11 protein-coding genes are annotated in these 15835 nt (G+C 63.4%); 5 read left to right on the forward strand and 6 right to left on the reverse strand.

Annotated features, from left to right (window positions below; all coding sequences use genetic code 11):
* Positions 1–10: 10 nt before the first annotated feature.
* A complete protein-coding gene (gene metC / locus BBG20_RS15840) occupies positions 11–2710 on the forward strand; it encodes a cystathionine beta-lyase (RefSeq protein WP_065904956.1) in 2700 nt (899 codons plus the stop codon).
* 40 nt (positions 2711–2750) lie between these two features.
* Here the strand turns inward: metC and BBG20_RS15845 are convergent, their stop codons facing one another.
* The 6 genes from BBG20_RS15845 to BBG20_RS15870 form a co-directional block, all read right to left on the reverse strand.
* Positions 2751–3827, reverse strand: coding sequence for a nucleoside hydrolase (locus BBG20_RS15845; protein WP_065904957.1), 1077 nt, complete (start codon positions 3825–3827; stop codon positions 2751–2753).
* A 28-nt stretch (positions 3828–3855) separates the two neighbouring features.
* Positions 3856–5166 (reverse strand): MFS transporter, encoded by a 1311-nt coding sequence (locus BBG20_RS15850; RefSeq protein WP_065904958.1) that lies wholly within the window; start codon positions 5164–5166, stop codon positions 3856–3858.
* A gap of 318 nt (positions 5167–5484) precedes the next feature.
* Positions 5485–6117 (reverse strand): N-carbamoylsarcosine amidohydrolase, encoded by a 633-nt coding sequence (locus BBG20_RS15855; protein WP_065904959.1) that lies wholly within the window; start codon positions 6115–6117, stop codon positions 5485–5487.
* A gap of 366 nt (positions 6118–6483) precedes the next feature.
* Positions 6484–7236, reverse strand: a complete 753-nt coding sequence (locus BBG20_RS15860; protein ID WP_010210656.1) for a maleate cis-trans isomerase family protein — start codon at positions 7234–7236, stop codon at positions 6484–6486.
* 14 nt (positions 7237–7250) lie between these two features.
* Positions 7251–8048 carry an alpha/beta fold hydrolase gene (locus tag BBG20_RS15865; RefSeq protein WP_065904960.1) on the reverse strand — a complete coding sequence of 266 codons (798 nt, stop codon included), beginning with the start codon at positions 8046–8048 and terminating at the stop codon, positions 7251–7253.
* Positions 8045–9178, reverse strand: coding sequence for an FAD-dependent monooxygenase (locus tag BBG20_RS15870; protein WP_065904961.1), 1134 nt, complete (start codon positions 9176–9178; stop codon positions 8045–8047). The genes BBG20_RS15865 and BBG20_RS15870 overlap by 4 nt, the downstream gene beginning before the upstream one ends.
* A 307-nt stretch (positions 9179–9485) precedes the next feature.
* Here BBG20_RS15870 and BBG20_RS15875 point away from each other — a divergent pair, with 307 nt between their 5' ends.
* The 4 genes from BBG20_RS15875 (at position 9486) to BBG20_RS15890 (ending at position 15799) form a co-directional block, all read left to right on the forward strand.
* Positions 9486–10538 carry a 2,5-dihydroxypyridine 5,6-dioxygenase gene (locus BBG20_RS15875; protein ID WP_065904967.1) on the forward strand — a complete coding sequence of 351 codons (1053 nt, stop codon included), beginning with the start codon at positions 9486–9488 and terminating at the stop codon, positions 10536–10538.
* Positions 10539–10727: 189 nt separating this feature from the next.
* Entirely contained in the window at positions 10728–11162 is a 435-nt protein-coding gene (locus BBG20_RS15880; protein WP_065904969.1) for a MarR family winged helix-turn-helix transcriptional regulator, read from the forward strand.
* Between the two features lie 621 nt (positions 11163–11783).
* On the forward strand, positions 11784–12266 hold the full coding sequence (locus BBG20_RS15885; protein ID WP_065904971.1) for a (2Fe-2S)-binding protein: 483 nt from the start codon (positions 11784–11786) through the stop codon (positions 12264–12266).
* A gap of 5 nt (positions 12267–12271) precedes the next feature.
* Positions 12272–15799: a molybdopterin cofactor-binding domain-containing protein gene (locus BBG20_RS15890; RefSeq protein WP_065905140.1), complete on the forward strand. Its 3528-nt coding sequence runs from the start codon at positions 12272–12274 to the stop codon at positions 15797–15799.
* Positions 15800–15835 lie beyond the last annotated feature (36 nt).

Here is a 15835-nt window from a genome sequence, read left to right on the forward strand (position 1 = left end):
TGGGACTTCCATGAGCCAGACCATCACCCCAAGTCAACTGCAGCAATGGCTGTTCGACGGGCAGGAAATCGCCGTATTCGACGTGCGCGAACACGGGCAATACGGCGAGGCCCACCTGTTCCATGGGGTGAACCTGCCCTATAGCCGCCTGGAGCTGGAGGTACGCCGCCTGGCGCCCAACCCGCAGGTGCGCCTGGTGATCTACGACCAGGATGGCGGTGAAGTCGCGGCACTGGCGGCGGCGCGGTTGCAGGCGCTGGGCTACCGCCGCGTGCATGTGCTTGAAGGTGGCGCCCAGGGTTGGCAGGCCGCCGGTTTGCAGCTGTTTGCCGGGGTGCATGTGCCGTCCAAGGCCTTTGGCGAGCTGGTCGAGGAGGCCAGCCACACGCCTCACGTCACCGCGCGGCAACTGGCCGAGTGGCAGGCGCGTGGCGAGCCGCTGGTGGTGCTCGACGGGCGGCCGTTCGAGGAGTACCGCAAGATGACCATTCCCGGTTCGATCTGCTGCCCCAACGGCGAACTCGGCTATCGCGTGCATGACCTGGTGCCGGATGACCGCACGCCGATCGTGGTCAACTGCGCCGGGCGTACGCGCAGCATTATCGGCGCGCAGACGCTGATCAACCTGGGCTTGAAAAACCCGATCTACGCCTTGGAAAACGGCACCCAGGGCTGGTACCTGGAAGACTTCCAGCTGGAGCATGGCAGCACCCGCCGCTACGCCGAGCAGGTCAACGGCGACCTGGCCTCCCAGCGCCAGGCTGCGAGGCAACTGGCTGAGCGGGCAGGGGTGACGGCGGTGTCGGCGGATCAGGTTCGCCAATGGGCCGATGACGCGCAACGCAGCCTGTTCCTGTGTGATGTGCGCACTGGCGAAGAGTTTGCCCTGGGCACGTTGCCCGGCGCGCAACACACGCCTGGCGGGCAGTTGATCCAGTCCACCGACCTGTACATCGGCGTGCGCCAGGCGCGCATTGTGCTGGTGGACAGCGATGGCGTGCGCGCACCGATTGTCGCCAGCTGGCTGCGGCAGTTGGGGCATGAGGCCTACGTGCTGAGCGGCGGTATCGACAGTGGCCTGGCCCTGCCGGTGTTGCAGCCGGTGGCGTATGAGCCGTTGCCGTTGATCAGCCCCGAGGCGCTGGCGGCGCAATTGAGTCAGGTAAACCTGGTCGATCTGCGCCCGAGCATGGTGTATCGCAAGGGGCATATTGCCGGTTCTACCTGGTCGATTCGTGCGCAGCTTAAAACCGATCAACGTCCGCTGGTGCTGGTGGCGGATGACCCTGCAGTGGCGGCCTTCGCAGCCCAAGGGCTGTCGGCTCGATTGCTCGACGGCGGCCTCACTGCCTGGGCAGCGGCTGGCCTGCCGGTCAACGAAGACCCGCAAAACCCGCCCGACGCGCAGTGCATCGACTTCCTGTTCTTCACCCACGATCGCCATAGCGGCAACAAGGACGCCGCCCGCCAGTACCTGGCCTGGGAAATCGGCCTGTTGGCGCAAATGAGTGAGGCGGAAATCGCCAGCCTCAAACCCTTGGCGCCGCCGTCACGCGTGCGCACGCGGTTGATCCACGCCGCACGTACCGAAAAGGGCCACGGCGGCCGCGCGGTCAATGTGCCGATCACGCGCCTGAGCACGGTGCTGTTCGACAACCTGGCGCAAATGCGCGACGCCCGTGCCCGCCGCGACAGCGAGCGCGTGCTGACCTACGGCGCGCGCGGCAACCCGACCTCCCACGCGCTGGAAGATCTGGTGAGCGAACTCGAAGGTGGCTACCGCACGCGTCTCTACGGCACGGGCCTGGCGGCAGCGGCCCAGGTGTTCCTGGCCTATCTGCGCCCCGGCGATCATGTGCTGATCACCGATGCGGTGTACTCGCCGGTGCGCAAACTGGCCTGCGAGTTTCTCCAGCCCTTCGGCATCGAGGTGAGTTACTTCTCGCCGGATGGCAAGGATTTGGAGGCGCAACTGCAAGCCAATACCCGGCTGGTCTACGCCGAAGTGCCGGGCTCGCTGCTGTATGAGCTGTGCGATTTGCCCGCGATTGCGGCGTTGTGCAAGCCGCGCAACATCCTGCTGGCCGTCGACAACACCTGGGGCTCAGGCTACCTATACCGGCCACTGGCATTGGGCGCGGACATTTCGATCATGGCCCTGACCAAATACCTCGGCGGGCACAGTGACGTGATGATGGGCAGCGTGTGCACCACCGAGGCCGCATGGCCGGCGCTGGGCAAGATGAGTGACACCTTCGGCAATTCGGTGAGTGCCGACGATGCCTACCTGATCCTGCGCGGTGCCCGTACCCTGGCGTCGCGCCTGGATGTGCATGAGCGCCAGGCCGTGGACATTGCCCTGTGGTTGCAGGCGCAGCCGCAGGTCAAGCGCGTGTTCCACCCGGCGCTGCCCGAGCATCCGGGGCATGCGCTGTGGCGTCGCGACTTCACCGGCAGCAATGGGTTGTTGTCGTTTGAGTTGGCCAGTGCCGATGCCGGCTACGTCGAACGCTTTATCGACGGCTTGCAGCTGTTTGGCCTGGGGGCTTCGTGGGGCGGCTATGAAAGCCTGGTCACCGTGGCCGACACCCAGGACCGCGACAGCGCAACCGACCGGGCGTTGAACCCGGTGGTGCGTTTGCATATTGGTCTGGAAGATGTGGCGGCGCTGATCGAGGACCTGCAGCGCGGGTTTGCGCTGGCAGGTTGAGGCCTGCGCGCTCCCACGCAAGGTGGGAGCGCGCAGCCGGTCAGTGCTTGACCGGCGTCGGCAGGGTCACGAGGTTGACGTAGCCGTCCCAGAATGTCTTCTGATCCACGCCGAACACCACCTTGGCCTTTTGCGTGCCTACCGGGGCGCCTTTCTTGTAGCCCAGTGCGCGGCCGTAGTCGGCGCCAAAGGTGGCGTCCACATCCACCCACAACTCGCGTGACTCGGTCACTATCTGCGGGTTGACCAGGTACAGCGCCGGGAGGCTGTCCCAGGTGAAGCTGTGGTAGCTGGGGTCCTTGTCGAACAACGGGCCGAACTCATGCTTGTACAGGTCGGCAATCGCGCCTTTCTGCGCAATCACGCGCTGGTACACCGACTTGTCGAAGGTGACCTTCTCGCACACGTCGTTGGGGAAAATCACGTGCTCGATGGGGGCGCGCAACACGATCTTCGCCGCCTCCGGGTCGAACCACCAGTTGAACTCCGCCGCCGGCGTGGTATTGCCCGGAATCTCCAGGGCACCGCCCATGTACACGATGCGCTTGATCAGCGGCACGATGTCCGGCGCCGAGCGGATCGCCAGGGCGACGTTGGTCAGCGGGCCGACCGCCAGGATCGTCACCTGATGCGGGTTGGCCCTTACGCTGTCGACGATGAATTGCGCGGCGGTTTCCTTGCGCAGCTGGGTGTGGGTCGCCAGGCCATCCGGTGGCGCGACCAGTTGGGAGGGCGAGGTCGGTCGCGGGTTCTTGAAGGCTCCCGGCCAACCCGAGCCGAACAGGGCTTTTTCCGCCTCGTAGGTGGCGTAGTCATGCAGCAGCGGGTAGGCGGCGCCGGTATACACGCCGACCTCTTTCTCCACTCCCATGCGCTCCACGGCCTTGAGGGCGTCGACCTGTTCCTGGTCGACCCAGGCGTTGCCGCTGACCAAGGTCATGCCCAACAGGTCGATGCGTTTTTGCGCATGCAATTGGGCGAGCATGATGAAGGCCTGGCCGTCATCGTTGAGCACATTGAAGTCAGTGTCGAAGATGACTTTTTCCGCTGCCTGTGCGGTGCCGGCACACAGGCCTACCGCGACAAGCAGGGCACAGCGTTTCAGAAAGCCTTGCATGGTGGTTCATCCGAAAGAGTGGGTGTGATCAACGGTTCACCAGTTTCGCCGGCAAGGCGATGACCAGGAAGCTGCTGAGAATCAGGCAGCCGGCGAAAAACCACAAGGCACCCGCGCTGCTGCCTGTGACGTCGATCGCCACCCCCATCAACGAGTTGCTCACCAGGCCGGCGATATTCGCCAGCGAGCAGGCCAGGGCGAAGCCGGTAGCCGCGGCGGTGCCTTTGAGAAAGGTCGCCGGCAGGCTGAAGAACACCGGCACCGCGCCGATGATCGCCGCCGAGGCAATCGCGAACAAGGCGACGGTGGCCGCGACGTTGTGGGTAAAGAACGTGCTGGTAGCCATCGCGGCGGCGCCGATGAAAAACGGCACGATGATGTGCCAGCGGCGTTCGCGGTGTTTGTCCGAACTGGCACCGATCAGCAACATGCCCAGCAGTGCAGCGACGCTTGGCAGCGCGGTGAGGATGCCGATATGGAAGGTGTCGGTGACCCCGGCGTTGCGGATGAAGGTCGGCATCCAGAAGCCCATGGCGTAGGCGCTGAGCAGGATCGAGAAGTCGATGCCGCCGAGCATCCACACTTTGAGGTTGAAGAAACCGTCACGGAAGCTGTACTTGCTGCCGTTGCTGTCGGCGTCGTCCTTGCGCAGCTCGGTTTCCAGCAGGGCCTTTTCTTCGTCCGACAGCCACTTGGCCTGTTGGTAGGTGTTGGGCAGTGCCCAGAACGTCAGTACGCCGAGCAGCACGCTGGGCACGGCTTCGATCAGGAACAGCCATTGCCAGCCGCGCAGGCCGGCCATGTGGTCGAAGTGGCCCATGATCCAGCCGGACAACGGCCCGCCGATCACGCTGGACAGCGGCAGGCCGATCATGAACAGCGCGATGATGCGCCCGCGCCGGTAGGTGGGGAACCAGGTGGTCAGGTAGTACAGCACGCCCGGCAGGAAGCCGGCTTCGGCGGCGCCGAGCAGAAAGCGCAGGATGTAGAACTGGGTGGTGGAGGTGACCAGCATGGTGCAGGCCGACAGCAGGCCCCAGGTGATCATGATGCGCGCGATCCAGATCTTCGCACCGACCCGTTCCAGCACCAGGTTGCTCGGGACTTCAAACAGGATATAGCCGACAAAGAACAGGCCGGCGCCAAGGCCGAACGCGGTTTCGCTGAACTGCAACTGGTCGAGCATCTGCAGTTTGGCGAAACCGATGTTGATCCGGTCGAGGTACGCGGCCAGATAACAGAAACACAGGAACGGGATCAGCTTCCAGGTGATCTTGTGGTAAAGCGTGTTGACCGGGTCGGCGACCGTGGTCGCGGGCGCTGCATTCGCAATGGGCATCGGGGTGTCTCCTGGCGGTGACTTATGGTTTTTATACAGCCGCTTTTCTTTCAGCACTTCGGAGTGCTGTAGAAGCGACTTCCAAAGGCAGTGTCAGAAGACTGAGGGAGCCTGGAGGCGATCACGTGTGGGAACCGGCTTGGGTGGGCGCAGACTTGCCTGCGATGACATCGACGCGGTGTAGCTGATACACCGCAGCGTCTGCATCGCGGGCAAGCCCGGCTCCCACAGGGATCGGTTCCCACAGGGGACTGCATTCCAAGGCCTGGGCCTCAGTTTTTCAAGACCGCGCTCTATGGCGCGGTTCTCGGTACCGTCTTATTGCTCCCTGAATTTGCTCATGGCCTCCTGTTTGCTCACCACGTCGCCGTACTTGCTGTCGATATCGAACAGGTTGGCTTCGTGGGGCGCGGGGTGTCGGTCGCCGACGCACTCGCGCACGACGATGGTGCGAAACCCGTGTTGCACCGCGTCCACCGCCGTTGCACGAATGCAGCCGCTGGTGGAGCAGCCGGCGAGGACCACCGTGTCGATACCCTGGGCGTGCAGCATCGGGGCCAGGCTGCTGCCGAAAAACGCACTGGCGTATTGTTTGGTGATCACCACTTCATCGGCCTGGGGCAGCACCTCGACGCAGAACGCCGCGAGCGGGTTGCCTTCGACCATGTCTTTCATCACCGGGGCCTTCTTGACCCAGATGCCGCCGTCGGCGAAATGGCCGGGATGGTAACGGATATTGGTGTGTACCACCGCAATCCCGTGCCGGCGTGCGGTGGCCAGCAGCTCGACGCTTTCCGCCACGGCGATCACCACTTCGGGGGCATAGAGCGGCGCGCCTTCGGTGGTGTAGCCCTGCATGAAGTCGATCATCAGCAGTGCGGCTTTTTTGCCGAAGCCGATACGGTTGCCCCAGACGCCTTGATAGTTGGCGTTGGCGGATTGTTCAGTCATGTTCGACCCTCATTGATGGGTGGTGCACAGGCTCTGTTTTTGTGGTGAGCGAGCTTTTTGTGGTGAGCAGGCTTGTTGTCGTGAGCGGGCTTTTTTTGTGGTGAGCGGGCTTGCCCCGCGTTGGGTGGCGAAGCCGCCCCAATAGAGCCCATGCGGTCTTTCAGGCAGTCCGCAGTGCCTGGTTTCAGGGCGGCTTCGCCCCCCAACGCGGGGCAAGCCCGCTCACCACAACAAGCCTGCTCACCACAACAAGCCCGCTCACCACAAAAAAACCAGTCACCACAACAAGCCGACAGTCCACAACCAGCCCGCTCACACCACGACAAGCGCGCCTACCAAAAAAGTCTCAGCCACTCCCTCGCTCCCTCAATAAGCACCAGACAGCAGGGCACCCGCGCCGGGGACGATGGGTTCCAGGTCCAGGGCCTTGAGCATGGCGTAAGTGGTGGCGATGGCGGCGGTAAGCACTGGTTTGCCGGTTTGCGCCTCGACCTTGGCCACCACTGGCAGCGACTGCATCTGCACGCAGGCCGATAGCACGATCACGTCGACGCCTTCCAGGTTCATCCCGGCGACGATGGCCGGCAGGTTGGCCGGGTCGTGGCGGGCCACTTCGAGGTTGTCGGGAATCTCCAGCGCGCGCCAGTCCACCACCTCGAAGCCTTCTTCACGGATGTAGTTCACCACCAGTTCGGTCAGCGGCTTCATGTACGGCGCGACAATCGCGATGCGCTTGGCGCCCATCACCTTGAGGCCTTCGATCAGCGCGCCGGCACTGGTGATGACCGGGGCATTGGCGTCGTTGTCAGCAGTGGCCTTGCGCAGGCGCTGTTCGGAATTGCGGTGGTAACCCAGGCCCATGGCCATGATCGCCACCAGGCACGCGTAGCCCAGCACGTCGACCTTGGCGTCGGACAGCTCGACGGCGCAACGGTCGGACTCGCCGTCCATGGCCGCCAGTTCTTCCTTGCGCACTTGCTTCATGCGCATGCGGCTGGAGTGAAAGGTAAAACGCTCGGGCCGGATCGCCTGGCGGGCGGTGAGCATCGCCGGGATCTCGGTTTCCATGGTGGTATTGGAACTCGGCACGATCTGGCCGATGCGGTAAGGCTTCTGCATGGTGGTCTCCATGGTTATTGTTCGAGGAAGTCGCCGAGGGCGTGGAAGAAACCGTCGAGGTCATCCCAGGGAATCATGTGTCCGGCATTCGGCACGCGGGCGACCTGGATGCCGGGTTGCAGGTCCTGGATTTCGGCAATGTCGTCATCGAGGATCACGCCGCCACGCCCGGCCACCATCAACAGGGCAGGGGCCTTCAGGTGGGGCAGGTGCTGGTGGAAATCCACGCTGTGGAAGTCATTGAAGGCACGCACGATGGCGGGCTCGTAGCAGGTGTGCAGCCATTCCGCGCGCAGCTGCAGCTGCTCGTCGGTCCAGGTGGCGCAGAAGGCGCGCATCGCCTCCGCATCCATGCCGACCTGCGATTGGCGGATCGAATCGACATACCACGGCAGCTTGCTCGGGTATTCGCGGCGACCCGGACCGGAGACGGGCGGGTCGATCAGCACCACGCGGTTGACGCCCTGGGGATGCAGCACGGCGCTGCGAACAGCAAAGCGCGCGCCCATCGAGTGGCCCATCAGGTGGTAGCTCTCGAGGCCGAGTGCATCGGCAAAGGCACCGATGTCCTCGGCGCAGGTGTCGGCGCTGTAGTCCAGTTCGGGCCCGGTCGACGACAAGCCGCGACCGCGTACGTCCAGCACGTAGGTGTCGAACTGCGCGCCAAGACGCTCGGCGACGAAGCCCCAGGTGATCGCCGGACTGGTGATGCCGGGGATCAGGATCAGCGCCGGGCCTTTGCCGCCGTAGCGCAGGTAGTGCTGGCGAATGCCGTTGGCCTGGACGTTGCCGCCGTAGAGGTAGGTGCTCACGCGGCCACCCCCGACTTCAGTTCCTGGGCATACAGGTCATAGCCGTAGACCCAGGCCGGGTCTTCCTGGGTACGCAGCCAGGTATTGGCGTTGGACACGGCCTGCACGCGGGAGGCGCGCTCCTTGCGGTTGGCTTCGTAGAGCTGGAACGCGGTGCGATAGTCGCTGATCCCGGTTTCCTGCAGGCAGCGGGTAAGCATCGCCGCGTCTTCGATGGCCATGCCGGCCCCCTGAGCCATGTGGGGTTTCATCGGGTGGCAGGCGTCGCCCAGCAGCACCAGGCGACCACGGCTCCACAGTGGCAACGGGTTGCGGTTGCGCAGCGGCCATTTGGTCACGCTTTCGGTGGACTCGATCAGCGCCTGCACGGTGGGGTGGTAGCCCTTGAACGCGTCGAACATCTCTTCGCGGCTACTGTCGACGAACGCGCCCTGGAAGTCCCATTCGGCATGCGGAACGCCGGTCACGTAGTAGTACTCGTCGCGCTTGCCGGTGGTGTAATACACCATCATGTGGCGGTCTTCGGTCCACCACTTGATGCAGTCTTCGAACTTGAGGTCGTACTTGGCCAGCTGGTCGCCACGGATCAGCGCGCGGTGCGCAACCCAGCCGCTGTACAGCGGTTTTTCCACGCCGAGCAGTTCTTCGCGGATCTTTGAATTGATGCCATCGGCGCCGATCACGATGTCGGCGTAGGTCACTTCGCCGTCGGCGAAGGTCAGGCGCACCTGGGTGTCGGTTTCTTCGAGGGTTTCCAGGCGCTTGTTGAAGTGCAGGGTGCCGGGCTTGAGGGTGGACATCTGCAGCGCGTGCAGGTCGCCACGGTGCACGGTGATGTAGGACGCGCCGTAGCCGGTGAGTGGAATGCGCGAGAGGTAGTCGCCACTTTCACCGCAGCGGCTGAACCAGTGCTCGGGGTGCGAGCCCATCAGGTCCAGCTGCTTTTCGATGCCCATGCGGCGGAAGATTTTCATGATGTTGGGGCCCATGTGGATCCCCGCGCCCAGTCGGGAAAATTCCGGCGCCTGCTCGTACACGTCCACATCGAAACCGGCTTGCTGCAACAGGGTGGCTGCAGCGGCGCCGCCCAGACCGGCACCGACGATGGCGATTTTTTGTGTGCTTCCCATGGGGCGTGATCCTCTCTCTTGTTGATTGTCGGCGGCGTCTGTCCGCAAGGTTTTTAAAGTGTATACGCTCATTTTTTGAAATGGGAAGCCCACCTTTAAAAATTTATTTTCCAGCCGTGATTTTCATCTGTAACGCTTTTTACCCTTTATCTGTTGGGTTTGTGTGGAAAGGTAACGTTTTGTTGTGGTGCTTGCAGTTCGCCTTCAATTCAGGTCTTATCGTTATTAAATGGCGTATACGCTATAAAAACGCACCAGAGTGAAGCGCAGTGCCTGAACGTGGTGCAGCCCCACAGGAGACAGGAAAATGCCGGTAAGCGATTGCGAACTGACCCAGATGTTTGAACACGTGCTGACGCTGTCGAAGGTCGACCCGACGCAGAGCGTCGCGGTGCTCAAGAGCCATTACTCCGACCCGCGCACCGTGCGCGCGGCGATGGATGCGGCGCAGCGCCTGGGGGCCAAGGTGTATGCGGTGGAGTTGCCATCGTTCAATCACCCACGGGCGATGGGCAATGACATGACTGCCTACTGCGGCGACACGGCGCTGACCGGCAATATCGCCGCGCAACGCGCGCTGGAAGCGGCCGACCTGATTGTCGACACGATGATGTTGCTGCATTCGCCGGAGCAGGAGCAGATCCTCAAGACCGGCACGCGTATCCTGCTGGCCGTGGAGCCGCCGGAAGTGCTAGCGCGGATGCTGCCTACCGAAGAAGACAAGGTGCGCGTGCTGGCTGCCGAGCAGCTGTTGAAGCAGGCGCGCTCGATTCATGTGAAGTCGCGTGCCGGCAGCGATTTTCGCGCTGCATTGGGGCAATACCCGTCGGTGACCGAGTACGGATTTGCCGACGAGCCTGGGCGCTGGGACCACTGGCCCAGCGGCTTCCTGTTCTCCTGGCCCAACGAAGAAACCGCCGAAGGCGTGCTGGTGCTGGACATCGGCGACATCCTGCTGCCGTTCAAGACCTACACCCGCGAGAAGATCACCCTGGAGATCGAGAAGGGCTTTATCACCGGTATCCATGGGGGATTCGAGGCCGAGTACCTGCGCGACTACATGAAGTACTTCAACGACCCCGAGGTGTACGGCATCTCCCACATCGGCTGGGGCCTGCAGCCTCGGGCGCAGTGGACCGCCATGGGCCTGCACGACAAGAACGACGGCATGTGCATGGACGCGCGGGCGTTCTACGGCAATTTCCTCTTCTCCACCGGGCCGAACACCGAAGTGGGCGGGACGCGCAAGACGCCGTGCCACATGGACATTCCGCTGCGCAATTGCGATGTGTACCTGGATGACCAGGCCGTCGTCATCGCCGGCGATGTGGTCGCACCGCCAGCCTCCCTGGAACGCTGAATACCCACTGTGGGAGCGGGCTTGCTCGCGAATGCGCTACGTCGGTCAACAATGCGCCACCTGGCACACCGCATTCGCGAGCAAGCCCGCTCCCACATTTCGACCGCGTTCCGGCAATGAGATCCTTGAGTCATTGCGACAACCTCGCCATCATGCTTCCCCATCGCTAGCCACCCACTGAGCTTCGCCGTGCCTGATTCCTACGTTTTTTCTGAGCAAGTTGGCCACCTGTTGCGCAAGGCTTACCAGCGTCACCTGGCGATTTTTCAGCAGAATGTCGGCGACTCCCAGCTCACCGCCGTGCAGTTCGTCACCCTGTGTGCGCTGCGCGATCACGGTGCAAGTTCGCTGACTGAACTGGTCAAGGCCACGGCAGTGGACCAGGCGACCATTCGCGGTATCGTCGAGCGGCTCAAGGCCAAGGAATTGATCACGCTTGAGCCCGACCCGCAGGACAAGCGCAAAGTCGTGGTCGACCTGTCCCCGGCCGGCGCCGAACTGGTCGCGCAAACCGCGCCGCGTGCTGCGCAGATCAGTGAATTGACCATGAGCAACCTCAACCCCGCCGAACGCGTGGCAGTGCTGTTTCTGTTGCGCAAGATGATCGAGGATCCGCAGGAGTAGGGCGGCAGGGTTGTGAGCGGGCTTGCTTATGTTGAGCAGGCTTGCTTGTGGTGAGCGGGCTTGCCCCGCGTTGGGGCGCGAAGCGGCCCCTTTCAAGCATGCTGAGTTATTGCTGAAGAATTGCGGTGTGTGGTTTTTGGGGCTGCTACGCAGCCCAACGCGGGGCAAGCCCGCTCGCCACAAAAGAAGGCTGCTCACTACAGGAAGTCTGTTCACCACAAGGAAGGCTGCTCACCACAGGCAGTCTGTTCACCACAAAGAAGGCTGCTCACTACAGGCAGTCTGTTCACCACAAGGAAGGCTGCTCACTACAGGCAGTCTGTTCACCACAAAGAAGGCTGCTCACTACAGGCAGTCTGTTCACCACAAAGAAGGCTGCTCACCACAGGCAGTCTGTTCACCACAAAGAAGGCTGCTCACCACAGGCAGTCTGTTCACCACAATAAGCCAGTTCACCACAGGTAGTCTGTTAACCACTTCCCCCATTGGCACCGTTTTTGCTCCAGGTTGATGTAGCAGCCACTTCATCAGTCAAGTGTGTCGTGAGACCCCAGGTCCGCGGCGCTTTTTTTTGACTGTTTAGTGTAGTGACTACTTCACCAACTGTTACGGGCGAAGCGAATGATCAGCCAGCACATCACGGTAACGCTTGAGGTCAACGGGCGGCAAAGCGACGTCAGCGCCATGGCGGATACACCGCTGTTGCTGGTGTTGCGCAATGACCTGCAGCTCAACGGTCCCAAGTACGGCTGCGGCCTGGGCGAGTGCGGTGCCTGCACGGTGATCATCGATGGCGTGGCGGCGCGTTCCTGTGTGTTCCCGCTGTCCGGCGCGGTGGGGCGCGAGATTGTCACCCTGGAAGGCCTCGGCACGCGCCAGGCGCCGCATCCGGTGCAGCAGGCCTTTATCGATGAGCAGGCCGCGCAATGCGGCTACTGCCTCAACGGCATGATCATGACCACCAAGGCCTTGCTCGACCGTAACCCCAACCCCAGCGAAGCCCAGGTGCGCAACGAGCTGTCGGGCAACCTCTGTCGCTGCGGCACCCATATCGAAATCCTCCGCGCGGTGCTGCGTGCCGCTCGCCTCATGACCGTGGATTGATGACCATGACCGACACTCCGCTTTCCCGTGACCAGTGGCTGGCCAAGGCCGGCGTCCTGTTGATCGTCGATGACGTGCTGCCGCCTTCGGGCCCGGTGGCCAAGGGCGGTACGCCGACCGTGAAGCCCAAGGAACTGGGGCTGTTTATCGCCGTCAACGACGACGGCCTGGTGTATGCATTCAACGGCCATGTGGATTTGGGCACCGGCATCCGCACTTCACTGGCGCAGATCGTCGCCGAAGAACTCGACCTGGGCATGGACCAGGTAAAGATGGTGCTTGGCGACACCGAGCGCGTGCCGAACCAGGGCGCGACGATTGCCAGCGCGACCTTGCAGATTTCCGCCGTGCCCTTGCGCAATGCGGCCGCCGAGGCGCGGCGCTTCTTGCTGGCGCGGGCGGCGGGGCGCTGGGGAGTAAGCACCGCCAGCCTCAAGGTCGACGCCGGTGTGATTCAAACGGCGGACGGGCGCACCACCACCTACGGCGAACTGGTCAGCGGCCAGCACGACCAGTTGCGCATCAGCGGCGACGCACCGCTCAAGGCCGTCGAGGATTACCGCCTGGTGGGCAAGGGTGCTGCGCGGGTGGATATTCCCGGCAAGGCCACCGGCGAACTGACCTATGTGCACGACATGCGCGTGCCCGACATGCTCCATGGGCGGGTGATCCGCCCGCCGTACGCCGGCCTGGATTGCGGCGAGTTTGTCGGCAACAGCCTGCTGCGCGTGGACGAGGCCTCCATCGCGCATATCCCCGGCATTGTCGCGGTCGTGGTGATCCGCGATTTTGTAGGCGTGGTGGCGCTGCGTGAGGAGCAGGCGATCAAGGCCGCCGAGGCGCTGCAGGTGCACTGGAAACCTTGGAACAATGGGTTGCCGGACATGAGCGATGTGGAACAAGCCATCCGTGACAATCCACGGGTGCGCCGCACTGTTCTCGACCAGGGCAATGTCGATGAAGCGCTGGCGGGTACCAGCCAGCGCTTGTCGCGCAGTTATTTGTGGCCTTACCAGATGCACGGTTCGATCGGCCCGTCCTGTGGCGTGGCGGACTACCAAGCCAGTGGCAGTCGCGTCTGGTCCGGCAGCCAGAACCCGCACCTGTTGCGCGCTGACCTCGCGTGGCTGCTCGAATGCGATGAGGCGCTGATCGACGTGATCCGCATGGAAGCCTCCGGCTGCTACGGGCGTAACTGCGCTGACGATGTCTGCGCCGACGCCTTGCTGCTGTCGCGCGCGGTGGGCAAGCCAGTGCGCGTGCAATTGACCCGCGAGCAGGAACACCTGTGGGAACCCAAGGGCACCGGGCAGTTGATGGACGTCGACGGTGGCCTCAACGCCGACGGCAGCATCGCCGCCTATGACTTCGAAACCAGCTACCCGTCCAACGGCGCGCCAACCCTGGCATTGCTGCTGACGAGGCGCGTGGAGCCGGTGGCGGCGATGTTCGAAATGGGCGACCGCACCTCGATCCCGCCGTACGACATCGACAACATGCGCGTGACCATCAACGACATGGCGCCCATCGTGCGTGCGTCGTGGATGCGCGGCGTGTCGGCGTTGCCCAATACCTTCGCGCATGAATCCTATATCGATGAACTGGCGTTTGCCGCTGGCGTCGACCCGGTGGAATACCGCCTGCGCTACCTCAAGGACGAGCGCGCCATCGACCTGGTGAAATCCACCGCCGAACGCGCCAACTGGTCGCCGCGCACTGCGCCGATGCAGACCGCCAATCCAGACCACCTGCTGCGTGGCCGTGGCTTTGCCTACGCGCGCTACATCCACAGCAAGTTTCCCGGCTTCGGCGCGGCATGGGCGGCCTGGGTCGCGGACGTGGCGATCGACAAGCAGACCGGCGATGTGTCGGTGACGCGGGTGGTGATCGGTCATGATTCGGGGATGATGATCAACCCGGCGGGGGTGCAGCATCAGATCCACGGCAATGTGATCCAGTCCACCAGCCGCGTGCTCAAGGAGCGCGTGACCTTTGAAGAGTCGACGGTGGCGAGCAAAGAGTGGGGCGGTTATCCGATCCTGACGTTTCCGCAGGTGCCGCAGATCGATGTGCTGATGATGCCGCGCCAGGACCAGCCACCGATGGGCGCCGGTGAGTCCGCCTCGGTGCCCAGCGCGGCGGCAATTGCCAACGCGATCTACGATGCCACCGGGATTCGCTTTCGCGAGTTGCCGATCACCCCGGAGCGCGTATTGGCGGCGCTGAACGCCGGCACCTTGGGTGAGCCGGCCAAGTCGCCGCAAAAACGCCGCAAATGGTGGTTCGGTGCACTGTTCGCGAGCTTGGGCGCGCTGCTGGCCACGGCCTGGCCGTTTCACCCCGAGATCGCGCCGATAGCGCCGCCCAGCGCCGGCACCTGGTCCAAGGCCACCCTGGAACGCGGGCGCCTGCTGGCGGCCGTCGGCGATTGCGCGGTGTGCCACACGGCGCCCGGTGGCGCGACCAATGCCGGTGGGCTGGCAATGCAAACGCCGTTCGGCACGCTGTACAGCAGCAACATCACCCCGGATGTCAAAACCGGCATCGGCGCCTGGTCGTACCCGGCGTTCGAGCGAGCGATGCGCGACGGCATTGGCCGTGATGGGCGCAACCTCTACCCGGCGTTTCCCTACACCGCGTTTCGCAATATCGACGATGCCGACATGCAGGCGCTGTATGCCTACCTGATGTCCCAGGCCCCGGTCAGCCAGGCGCCGACACCGAATGCCATGCGCTTTCCGTTCAATATCCGGCCGTTGATGGCGGGCTGGAATGCGCTGAACCTGCGGCGCGGTGAGATCACGCCACAGCCTGAGCGCGGTGAGCAGTGGAACCGTGGCAACTATCTGGTCAATGGCCTGGGGCACTGCGCCGCCTGCCATTCGCCGCGCAACCTGATGGGCGCGGAGAAGGGCGGCCAGTCGTTCCTGGCGGGGGGCATAGTGGATGGCTGGGAAGCGCCGGCATTGTCGGGGTTGTCCAAGGCGCCGACGCCGTGGACCGAAGAGCAGTTGTTCACCTATTTGAGCACTGGCTATTCCGAGGCGCACGGGGTGGCGGCCGGCCCGATGGGCCCGGTGGTGAGTGAGTTGGCGAAGTTGCCCAAGGCGGATATCCGCGCGATGGCGGTGTACCTGGCGTCGCTGAATGGCGAGGCGGCGGCCGAGGCCAAGGTCGCCGCCGCGGTGACGGTGCCGAATCCGAATGGCCGACGCGTGTTCGAGGGTTCTTGCAAGGCCTGCCATGCCGACGGCCTGGGGCCGAAGCTGTTTGGGGTCAGCCCCTCATTGGCGACCAATACCAATGTGCACAGCGATCAGCCGGATAATTTGATCAAGGTGATTTTGCAAGGCATCAGCAACCCTGCGACCAAGGACCTGGGGTACATGCCGGGTTTCAAGGACAGCCTGTCGAACACGCAGGTGGCGGAACTGGTTGGCTATCTGCGCGGGCAGTTTGCGCCGAACGCGCCGGCATGGAGTGGCCTGGAGCAGAAGGTCGCTCACTTGCGTGCGAACCCAGGTACGCACTAAATAGCCCGGGCGATAAGCCGATCAACTGTGGGCGCC

This window comes from Pseudomonas aylmerensis, assembly GCF_001702265.1.
Lineage (GTDB): Bacteria > Pseudomonadota > Gammaproteobacteria > Pseudomonadales > Pseudomonadaceae > Aquipseudomonas > Aquipseudomonas aylmerensis.

Bases quoted from the DNA above. Each gene is read 5' to 3' on its own strand.
- metC (WP_065904956.1), top strand. From the start codon at position 11: ATGAGCCAGACCATCACCCCAAGTCAACTGCAGCAATGGCTGTTCGAC.
- BBG20_RS15845 (WP_065904957.1), bottom strand. From the start codon at position 3,827: ATGCAAGGCTTTCTGAAACGCTGTGCCCTGCTTGTCGCGGTAGGCCTG.
- BBG20_RS15850 (WP_065904958.1), bottom strand. From the start codon at position 5,166: ATGCCCATTGCGAATGCAGCGCCCGCGACCACGGTCGCCGACCCGGTC.
- BBG20_RS15855 (WP_065904959.1), bottom strand. From the start codon at position 6,117: ATGACTGAACAATCCGCCAACGCCAACTATCAAGGCGTCTGGGGCAAC.
- BBG20_RS15860 (WP_010210656.1), bottom strand. From the start codon at position 7,236: ATGCAGAAGCCTTACCGCATCGGCCAGATCGTGCCGAGTTCCAATACC.
- BBG20_RS15870 (WP_065904961.1), bottom strand. From the start codon at position 9,178: ATGGGAAGCACACAAAAAATCGCCATCGTCGGTGCCGGTCTGGGCGGC.
- BBG20_RS15875 (WP_065904967.1), top strand. From the start codon at position 9,486: ATGCCGGTAAGCGATTGCGAACTGACCCAGATGTTTGAACACGTGCTG.
- BBG20_RS15885 (WP_065904971.1), top strand. From the start codon at position 11,784: ATGATCAGCCAGCACATCACGGTAACGCTTGAGGTCAACGGGCGGCAA.
- BBG20_RS15890 (WP_065905140.1), top strand. From the start codon at position 12,272: ATGACCGACACTCCGCTTTCCCGTGACCAGTGGCTGGCCAAGGCCGGC.